The sequence below is a fragment of the Flavobacterium sp. CYK-55 genome (assembly GCF_018413465.1).
GTDB lineage: Bacteria > Bacteroidota > Bacteroidia > Flavobacteriales > Flavobacteriaceae > Flavobacterium.
Genome location: NZ_JAHCDK010000053.1, coordinates 1 through 226, shown reverse-complemented (window position 1 = coordinate 226; position 226 = coordinate 1). Strand labels below are relative to the sequence as shown.

Here is a 226-nt window from a genome sequence, read left to right as displayed (position 1 = left end):
ATACCTTGACGGCAACTGCTAGCAACGGATGTACTTCGGCAACTTCTGCTTCGGTAACCATCGATGCACAACCTGAGACTCCGGCTACGCCTGCTATATCTGCTCAAGTAACACAACCTACTTGTGCGGTAGCAACTGGTTCATTCTCTGTATCGAACTACGATGCTGCAATGACTTATACCATTACGCCTAATGTAGGTGTGAGCATGTCTAACACGGGTGTGGT

The 226-nt window shown here is 48.2% G+C and carries 1 protein-coding gene; it reads left to right on the top strand.

The genetic code is table 11. The annotated features are described in order from the left end of the window. Positions 1–226, top strand: a 226-nt coding sequence (locus tag KIH23_RS13695; RefSeq protein ID WP_213214059.1) for a hypothetical protein, incomplete at both ends; no start/stop codon positions are given.